The sequence below is a fragment of the Gammaproteobacteria bacterium genome (genome assembly GCA_028817255.1).
Classification (GTDB): Bacteria; Pseudomonadota; Gammaproteobacteria; order Porifericomitales; family Porifericomitaceae; genus Porifericomes; species Porifericomes azotivorans.
In genome coordinates this window covers 1-9,578 of sequence record JAPPQA010000141.1, presented here as the reverse complement: position 1 = coordinate 9,578, position 9,578 = coordinate 1, and the positions used below count along the sequence as shown (strand labels likewise).

Genomic DNA, 9,578 nt, shown 5'->3' with positions numbered 1-9,578 from the left:
CTCGATTTGCTGATACGCGGGCTGAACATTTCGGTTGCCCCGAAGGACAATGCCGGCGCCGGGCCATCGGGGGCGAAGCGCGGCGGCTTGCAGGTCGGGGCGGGCGAAACGGCAACCGAGTAGCCTGGCCCCCTGGCCTGCTCGGCGGCCTCCGCACCTGCCCTGCCTGGACGCAATCGCCCGCCGCCTGCGCGCCCTGCAAGCCGTTCCGCAATCGAAGGGAAGCAAAGCGGCTTCCTTATTCCGCTATTCCCGTTTTCCCCTCATTTTTCCCATCACTCCCCCCTGGGATGTAAAGCGGCGAATCCATATGCTCCGGGTTGCGCCGGCGGAGATGCGGCGATATGCTCAGGAGTCGGAAACGCTGCGGATGCGCGATCCGTCATGCCGGGGGCGTACTGGCATCGACGTGGGTCACGAAGTCCAAGAGGCATGCCGAGGCGCAGCGCACCTCGTAAATCCAGCTGCAAGCAAGATAGTTGCCGACAACGACAACTACGCACTGGCTGCGTAAATCAAGGCCAGCTCCCGGTACGAGGCGTGCTTGCGCGTCCGAATCGGGGGGCATCTTTCGCAAGCTCGCGGCGCGGCCCGTCCCCGGCCAACCCGTTAAAAACTTTGGGGAATCGCCGTCAGGCCACCTGCCACTCGGTGGCGGACGGTTAAAATATAGAGCCGGCTAAGCATGTAGATTCGAGGATGGAGGTCTCGCGGACGCGGGTTCGATTCCCGCCGCCTCCACCATAAGCCCCCCATTCCGGAGAACCGACCGGGGCCGCTCTTGCGGCGCGGCGCCCTCCGTCGCAAGCCCGGTTGCGACTCTCTCCCCCCCTCCTTCCCGCGCTATCGGCGCCGCGGGGCGCTGCAGGGAGGTCACCGCGTCATTCATTGTCTGCGCCTTGCGCGGGATGACATAATGACACCCGCGCAGGGGCCAACCGCCCTGGCTTCGGGACGGCCCCGCCCGTGCGGTAGAGAAACAACCGGAATCATCTGGGTCATCGAGAACAATGGGAACGATCTGGATCATCGCGTTGCTCGGCTTCGGCGCCGTCTCCGGTCTTGTCCTGCCCTGGATCAACTTTAGAGCCGTCCGGGACTTGCGGGCAGAGACCCGCTTTCTGCAGGACCGGATCGGGGCCCTGCTGAGCCTGCTCGAAAACAAGGGGATAGCGGTCCCCGACGAGTGGAAAGCCGAACGGCCGCCCGTGCCCGACGCCGCCTGGCAGGCGCAATCGGGGGCGCCGGCGCCCCCGATACCGGAACCCAGGGGGGAACGGCCGGCAACCGAAGCCCCGGAACCGGAGCGCGGGCGGGAATCGGGCGCAGCCCAGGAACGGGAAGCGGCGCGCCCGGCGCCCGCGGGCGCGGCGGCCATGGGCCTCGAACGGCAATTCGGAGAGCGCCTGCCGGTGTGGGTGGGCGGGATCGCATTGGCGCTGGCCGGCTTCTTCCTGGTGAAGTACTCGCTCGAGCAAGGTTTGCTCAGCCCGGCGGTGCGGGTGCTGCTGGGCGGCGCCCTGGGCGCCGGCATGCTGTATGCCGGCCACTGGGTGCGCGGCCGCCCCGCCTTCGCCAACGGCATGCGCATCGCGCAGGCCCTCTCCGGCGCCGGGATCGCCGTGCTCTACGCATCCCTGTTCGCCGCCGCCAGCCTGTACCGGCTGATACCGGGATGGGCCGGCTTCCTCGGCATGGCCGCGACCACGGGAGCGGCCGTCCTGCTCTCGCTGCGCCACGGCCCGCCCATCGCCCTGTTGGGGCTGGTGGGCGGCTTCCTGGCGCCGGCCCTGGCAGGCGCCCGCGACCCCTCGGCAGCCGGACTGTTCCTTTATCTGTACGCCGTATTCGCCGGGCTGATGGCGGTGATCGGGCAGCGGGGCTGGTGGCTGCTCTCGATCCCCGCGCTGCTCGGCATCTTCCTGTGGGTGATCGGCTGGATCGCCGCCGGCCGGGCGCCAGGGGACGCAGTGTGGCTGGGGCTGTTCCTGCTGGCAGTGAGCGCCACCATCGTCGCCGGCACCCCCCGGCGCGAGGCAGACGCCGGGAGGATGCCGCGGCTGGCTGCCGCGCTGAACTACGCGGGGCTGGGCGGGGCCATGCTGCTGATGGGAATCGTCGCCGGCCAGGCCGGGTTTGGGCCGATGGAATGGGCATTGTTCGGGCTGTTCGCGGCGGGCGCCGTCTGTCTCGCCTATTTCGACGACCGGCGGTACGGCTTCGCGCCCTGGGTGTCCATGGCCGTCAACGCCGTCATGCTGTTCGCCTGGGAGACGGACGACCCGGGCGCCTTCGCGCTGACCCTGGGCGCCTTCGCCGCCATCTACGCAGGCAGCGGCTACTTCCTGACTTGGCGCGCGCAACGGCCCCTGTTGTGGGCGGGACTGGCCGGCGCCACCGGCTTGGGCTACTACCTGCTGGCCTATCACGCGCTCCACGACCGCGGGGGCTTCGCCTCCGTGCCGCTGCTCTGGGGGGCCGCGGCACTGGCGCTGGCGGCGCTGGCGGTACGCGCCGCGTACCGGGTCCTGCAACAATACCGGGGCCATCCGCGCCGGGAAGAGATGCTGGCCGTATGCTCGGTGGCCGCCACGGCCCTGGCGGCGCTCGCGGCGGCCGTCGAGTTGCAGCGCGAGGCCCTGCCGGTAGCGCTGGCCGCAGAGGCGCTGGCGGTGGCGTGGCTGGGCGGCCGGGTATCGGTACGGGCGTTGCGCCCTCTCGCCCTGACCCTGGCGCTGATTTTCGGCGTGCTGCTGTTGCCGCAGCTGGGACTGCTGTCCTGGTTCGCCTTCCGCAGTCTCTTCGCTGTCGGATTTCCCTCGTTTCTTCAAGAATTCATGCCCATCGCCCGCTGGCCCGTGCTGCAACTTGGAGTCCCGGCGCTCCTGCTGATGGGCGCCGCCATCCTGTTGCGCCGGCGGGGAGACAGCCCAGGCATATGGGCGCTGGAAGCGGCGGCGGCAGGATTGACCGCCGTTATGGGATATTACCTGGTGCGGCACGGTTTCCATGCCGGCCCCTTCGACTCCGCGGCCGCCTTCGCGCTGGCCAGTTTCCCCGAGCGCGGCACGGCCACGAACGCGCTGTTCGCGCTCGGGGTCGCCTGCCTGTACGCCGGGCGCCGCCTGCAGCGGGCGGCGCTCTCATGGAGCGGGATAGTCCTTTGCGGCCTCGCCGCCTTCCGCATCGCCTACTTCGACTTGCTGCTGTACAACCCGTTCTGGACGCACCAGGGAGTGGGCGGCTGGCCGCTGCTGAACGCCCTGCTGCTGCCCTACGGACTGCCGCTGGCATGGCTCTGGCTGGCGGGCGGGGAACTGGCGCGCGCCGGCTGGCAGCGGGGGGCCCGGGGCGCTCAGGGCTTTGCGCTGGTGCTGCTATTCGCACTGGCGAGCTGCAACGTGCGCCACTTCTTCCAGGGCGAATATCTGGACGCGGGGACGGCAAGCAACGCGGAGATCTACGCCTATTCGGCGGCGTGGCTGCTGCTGGGCCTGGGGCTGCTGGGCGCCGGCTTCCTGCGGCGGGAACGAACGATGCGCTATGCCTCGCTGGCCGTGCTGCTCTTTACCGTCGGCAAGGTATTCCTCTACGACGCCTCCGAGCTGGAGGGGCTGTACCGCGTATTCTCCTTCCTGGGGCTGGGCCTGAGCCTGCTCGGGCTCAGTTATTTCTACGCCCGGGTGGTGTTCGCGCACGACGGGACCGCCGGGGCGGACCCGGCGGCGGGGAAAGTCACCTGACTTGCCTTGCCATGGAAACGGGACAGCGGGAACCGGACTTGGCGGCGCCGCCGGTATATACTGCGTGCCAGACGCGAATGTCGGAGGCGAAGATGAAACGAATGATCGCACCCGGCGCCGGCGCACTCGCGGCGCTGGCGCTGGCCGGCGCCGCGGCCGGCACGGCCCGCGCCGAACTGGTCGAGTACCGGTTCGAGGTCCGCTACGCGGAGGTCAATTACAGTGGCCGCCCGGCCCAGGCCATGACCATAGAGGGGCAGATCCCCGCACCCACGATCGAGGCGCATGTGGGCGATACCTTGCGCGTCGTCTTCGTCAACAAGATGGACACGGAGACTTCCGTACACTGGCACGGCGTCCTGCTGCCCAACGACCAGGACGGCGTCCCCTACCTGACCACGCCGCCGATCGCGGCGGGGGCCTCCTTCGCCTACCAGTTCCCGGTAACGCACACGGGCACCTACTGGTACCACTCCCACAGCGGCCTGCAGGAGCAGCGCGGCCTGTACGGCGCGCTCATTTTCCGCCCGCCCCGGGGGGAACGCATGCGCCAGGCGGCAGCCAGCGACCGGGAGTACGCGGTGCTCTTTTCCGACTGGACCGACGAACTGCCGGAACAGGTGTTCGCCAACCTGAAAAAGGACGACGATTACTATGCCTTCAAGAAAGGCAGCGTACAGTCGTGGGCGGCGGCGTTGCGGCAGGGGGCGCAGGCGCTGAAAAACAAGTACCGGCAGTCCTGGGAGCGCATGGGACCGATGGATCTCTCCGATGTCGGCTACGATGCCTTCCTCGCCAACGGCAAGCGCCGGCTACGGTTGCCGGCGGAGCCGGGAGAAAAGGTCTTGCTGCGCATGATTAACGGCGCGGCCGCCAGCTACTTCCACATCGAGTACGCCGGCGGCCCGATGACCATCGTCGCCGCCGACGGCGTCGCCGTGGAACCCGTGCAGGCCCGCAAGCTGCGCATGGCCATCGCCGAGACCTACGACATCGTGGTCGAGGTCCCGCCGGACGGGCGCGCATACGAGCTGCGGGCCACCTCGATAGACGGCACGGGTTACAGTTCCGCGCTGCTCGGCACGGGGCCGGAAGTGGCCGCGCCGGACATGCCGCCTCCCGATCTGTTTGCCAGGCACGACCACGGCGGCCACGGCGGCCACGGCGACGGTCACGAGGGACACGCAATGCATGGGATGCATGAGATGCATGGAGCGGGGCACGGCGCGCGGGAAGACGGGCACGGGCAAGCGGGGCAACACGCGGGCGCGGGGAGCGGCGCCGGGGAGGCAATCGAATACCTGCAGGATTACGGCGCGCTGAAGGCGACGGCGTCCACCGCCCTGCCCGCCGACGCGCCGTGGCGCAAGTTCACGTTCCGCCTGACCGGCAGCATGGAGCGCTACACATGGTCCTTCGACGACGCGATCCTGGCGCACGCGGACAAGGTGCAGATCCGGCACGGCGAGAACGTGCGTTTCACGATGGTCAACGAGACTATGATGAACCACCCGATCCACCTGCACGGGCATTTCTTCCGGGTTGTCAACGGCCAGGGAGACTACAGCCCGCTGAAGCACACGGTCAACGTGCCGCCGCTGCAAACCGTCGCCATTGAGTTCGCCGCCACCGAGGACCGGGACTGGTTGTTCCATTGCCACATCCTCTACCACATGAAGGCGGGCATGGCGCGCGTGATCTCCTACGGCGACACCGGCCCCGAACAGACCGCCCCCGCGGAGGCCGAACCCGGGGAGACCGAACCCGGGGAAACGGCGCCGGAACCGAGGGCCGCCGCGCCCGGCGGGGATTCCCCGGCCGCCGCGGGCGGCGCCGGGATGCCGGCGTTGCCGCCGCGCGGCCTGGCGCTGGCCGCGACCGGCGACGCCTACGACGCCTACGCAGATCCGCAAACGCCCCCGCGGAGGCAGCCGCCGCTGATCCGCGACCAATGGTATCTGGCGGGCACGGCGGGGTTGCTGTCGAACATGCTGCTGGGCGAAGCGAAGGCGGCAACCGCGGCCAACAGCGTAGAGTCCGAGTTCCACTACGACTACCGCGACGACTACGAAGCGCATCTGATCTACGAGCGCAGATTCAGCCGCTTCCTCGGCGGCTACGCCGGCGTCAATCTGGAGGAAGAGCACGACGACGAACGCGAGACCCGCGCGATCGCCGGCATCCACTACACCCTGCCGCTGCTGATCGAGTCCGACCTGCGGCTCTACTCCGGCGGCGAAACGGAGATCGGCCTGTCCTCGGAACTGCAACTCTCGAACCGCCTCAGCCTGGAATGGAAATACCGCACCGACGGCGAATACCGGCTGCTGCTGGCGCACGAGTTAAACAAAAAATTCCTGCTGGCGGCGACCTACGACAGCGATTTCCAGGGCGGTATCGGCATCCTGCTCAGAAACTGAGCCGCCCAACATAGCGAACGCAGCCACTTGAACGCAGCCGCAAGGCAATGCCTGGGATGCCTGTTGCTGGCGCCACTGCTGACGGGTTGCTCGGAGTGGGTCGGTTCGTTCGGCGGCGCATTCCGGGGGGCGCCGTCGGAAATGGACGCGCATATCGGCGCCCGCGCCAAGGCGCTGGTGGCGGAGGCATTCGATTTCCGCACCGGCGGCAACGAGTTGACGCTCGCCGACCACCACGTACACGCCGTGGCGCGCGGTACGCATGCGCGCAGTCGCCGCGCCTACATCCACCCCGACCTGCGCTCGCCCTGGCGGCCGCTGTCGCGGCTCAAGACCGCCGTCCTGATGAGCGCCAGCGGCGTGGCGGACTACGAACAGCTGGACACGCAGTACGAACGCCGGCTGGCACTGCTGCTGCATCACTTCCAGGACGTGCAGCGCCGGCACTCGCCGGCCGGGCGGCGGGTGGAAAGCCATTTCTATCTGTACGCCATGGACGCCTTTCACGACGAACGGGGGCAAGCCGACAGCAAGCGCACGGACCTGTACGTGCCCAACGATTACGTATTGGCGCTGAGCGGGCGCCTGAATCGCGAACTGGAGGGGGCCGGCCCGGAGCGGAATCTCCGCAACCGGACGCGCGTAGTGCCGGTCGCCTCCGTACATCCCTACCGGGCGGATTTCGAGCGCGAAGTAGAGCGGCTGGCGCGGCGGGGCGTGCGGCACCTCAAGTGGCTGCCGTCGGCCATGAACATAGACCTGGAAAAAGTGTCCGGGGAAACCTACGGCGCACTGGCGCGGCGGGAGATAACGCTGCTGGTGCACACCGGCGCCGAGCACACCCTGCGAGTGAGCGGCGCGCAGCGGCGGCGCTTCGACGACCCGTACCGGCTGCGCAAGGCCCTGGACCGCGGGGTAACCGTCGTCGCCCTGCACAGCGGCAGGGAGGGGCGCGACCCGGACACGGGGCAGTCTTACTTCGAGCGCTTTCTCGCCTTGATGAAAATGCCGCGCTACCGGGGCCGCCTGTTCGGCGAGATCTCCGCAATGACGCTGGACGCGAATATCGCCCTGCGGGGTTCGCAGGAGCTGCTGCTCCGGGTCATGGAGGAGGCGCGGCCGGGCGGGCCGCTGCACCGGCGAATGGTGAACGGGAGCGATTACCCGATCCCTGCCGTCGCCTACTTGAACCCGACCCGGGGACTGGTCGGACGCGGGATGATCTCCGCCGAAGAACGGGAGGCGCTGAACGAGATCTACGGCTACAACCCCCTGCTCTTCGACTTCGTGCTCAAGCGCACGCTGCGGCACCCGGAAACGGGAGAGCGGCTGCCGGAAGACTGCTACGCCCCCCTCCCCCTGGGCGCGGCGGCGCGGCAGGCGCCGGCCGCCGGCGGGCGACAGCAATAGGGGCGCGCTCCCCGCCGGCAGAGTCGGAAATGACCGCCTCTACGTTGCGACGATTTGCGCCCCGCGGCCGAGCGCCGACATGAGCGCGGCGGCGCCCGGCACGCCGTTGCGGACCCTGCGCAAGGTCTTCGGCTTCCGCGATTTCCGCCCTATGCAGGAGGAGATCGTAACCACGCTGCTTGGGGGACAAAACGCCCTGGTGCTGATGCCGACCGGCGGCGGCAAATCGCTGTGCTACCAACTCCCGGCCCTGGTGCGCGAAGGTTGCGGCGTCGTGGTTTCGCCGCTGATCGCGCTGATGAAAAACCAGGTGGATGCGCTGCGGCAATACGGCGTGCGCGCGGCTTTTCTCAACTCCAGTCTGAATTACGGAGAGGCGCTCGAGGTCGAGCGGGAATTTCGGCGCGGCGCGCTGGATCTGCTCTATATCGCCCCGGAGCGGCTGCTGACCGAACGGACGCTGGAGTTGCTGACCGCGGCGCGCATCGCCTTGTTCGCGATTGACGAGGCGCATTGCGTGTCGCACTGGGGGCACGACTTCCGCCCCGAGTACCGGCAGCTGTCGTTGTTGTGCGAGCGTTTCCCGGAGGTGCCGCGCATCGCGCTGACCGCCACGGCGAGCCGGCGCACGCGCGAAGAGATCGCCGCCGTGCTGGGGCTGGACGGCGCGCAGCGCTTCATCACCGGCTTCGACCGGCCGAACATCCGCTACACGATCTACGCGGGCGCGCAGGCCCAGGAGGCGCTGTGGCGCTTCCTGGCCAACGAACACGCGCGCGACTCCGGCATCGTCTATTGCATGACGCGCAAGCGCACCGAGCAGGCCGCCGCCTGGCTAACCCGGCGGGGGCGGCAAGCGCTGCCCTACCACGCCGGACTGCCGGCGCCCGAACGGCGGCGGAACCAGGAACGCTTTCTGCAAGGGGACGATGTCATCATCGTTGCCACGATCGCCTTCGGCATGGGAATTGACAAACCGAATGCGCGCTTCGTGGCGCACCTGAACCTGCCCAAGAGCATCGAGTCCTACTATCAGGAGACGGGGCGCGCCGGGCGCGACGGGCTGCCGGCGAACGCCTGGATGTCCTACAGCCTGCAGGACGCGATCCTGCTGCGGCAGCTGCTGGCGAACTCGGAACTGAAAGACGAACGGATGCGTATCGAGCACCGCAAGATCGAGGCCCTGCTGGGGATGTGCGAGACCTCCGGCTGCCGCCGCCAGGTGCTGCTCGGACACTTCGGCGAGACGCTGCCGGCGCCCTGCGGCAACTGCGACAACTGCCTGCAGCCGCCGCGCACCGAGGACGGCACGGTGGCGGCGCAAAAGGCGCTCTCCTGCATCTACCGCACCGGGCAGCGGTTCGGCGTCAACTACCTCATAGACGTGCTGCTGGGCAAAGACGACCCGCGCATCCGCCGCTTCGGACACGACCGCATCAAGACTTACGGCATTGGCGGGGAACTGAGCGCCATCGAGTGGCGCGGACTGTTCCGGCAGGCGATCGCGGCCGGCCTGGCGACGGTGGAAGACGAACACGGCTCGCTCAAGCTGACGGCAGCGAGCCGGGCCGTGCTGCGCGGCGAACGCGGCTTCGAATTTCGCCGGCCGGCGCCGCGCGCGGCGGCAGGATCGCGCCGCAGCCGGCGCCCCGCCGCCGGCGTTACGGCGCAGTCCGCGCAAGAGCGGGAATTATTCGAGGCCCTGCGCCGGCTGCGTACCGAATTGGCGCAGCGGCAAGGAATACCTTCCTATATCATTTTCCATGACACGACGCTGATCGAAATGGCGCAAACCAAGCCGCAGACGCTGGCGGAAATGGCGCAGATCAGCGGCATAGGCGAGCGCAAATTGGAACGATACGGCGAGGACTTTCTCGCGCTCCTGAATCAAGCGTGAAGCCGCGAAAGCGCGGCCGCGACGCGACGAAACGCGCCGCCGCCCCCTCCCCGCCAATCGCGCGAATGTGCGCGTCCCGCGCTATCCTTCCGCTGAATTCCCGCCTGC

General features: G+C 68.6%; 4 protein-coding genes and 1 other RNA gene. All 5 read left to right on the top strand.

Translation table 11 applies throughout. From position 1 onward, the window contains the following. The first annotated feature begins 389 nt into the window (after positions 1-389). The 5 genes from ssrA to recQ all read left to right on the top strand — a co-directional run bounded on the left by ssrA (position 390) and on the right by recQ (position 9,470). Positions 390-744, top strand: a transfer-messenger RNA (tmRNA) gene (gene ssrA, locus OXU43_06105). A gap of 266 nt (positions 745-1,010) precedes the next feature. Continuing rightward, positions 1,011-3,743 (top strand): DUF2339 domain-containing protein, encoded by a 2,733-nt coding sequence (locus OXU43_06100; GenBank protein ID MDD9824725.1) that lies wholly within the window; start codon positions 1,011-1,013, stop codon positions 3,741-3,743. 77 nt (positions 3,744-3,820) lie between these two features. Next, complete coding sequence (locus OXU43_06095) at positions 3,821-6,163, top strand: multicopper oxidase domain-containing protein (GenBank protein ID MDD9824724.1); 2,343 nt, start codon at positions 3,821-3,823, stop codon at positions 6,161-6,163. Positions 6,164-6,190: 27 nt separating this feature from the next. Continuing rightward, positions 6,191-7,573, top strand: coding sequence for a hypothetical protein (locus tag OXU43_06090; protein ID MDD9824723.1), 1,383 nt, complete (start codon positions 6,191-6,193; stop codon positions 7,571-7,573). 79 nt (positions 7,574-7,652) lie between these two features. Next, on the top strand, positions 7,653-9,470 hold the full coding sequence (gene recQ / locus OXU43_06085) for a DNA helicase RecQ (GenBank protein MDD9824722.1): 1,818 nt from the start codon (positions 7,653-7,655) through the stop codon (positions 9,468-9,470). The last annotated feature ends 108 nt before the right edge of the window (positions 9,471-9,578 follow it).

Bases quoted from the DNA above. Each gene is read 5' to 3' on its own strand.
- OXU43_06100 (MDD9824725.1), top strand. From the start codon at position 1,011: ATGGGAACGATCTGGATCATCGCGTTGCTCGGCTTCGGCGCCGTCTCC.
- OXU43_06095 (MDD9824724.1), top strand. From the start codon at position 3,821: ATGTCGGAGGCGAAGATGAAACGAATGATCGCACCCGGCGCCGGCGCA.
- recQ (MDD9824722.1), top strand. From the start codon at position 7,653: ATGAGCGCGGCGGCGCCCGGCACGCCGTTGCGGACCCTGCGCAAGGTC.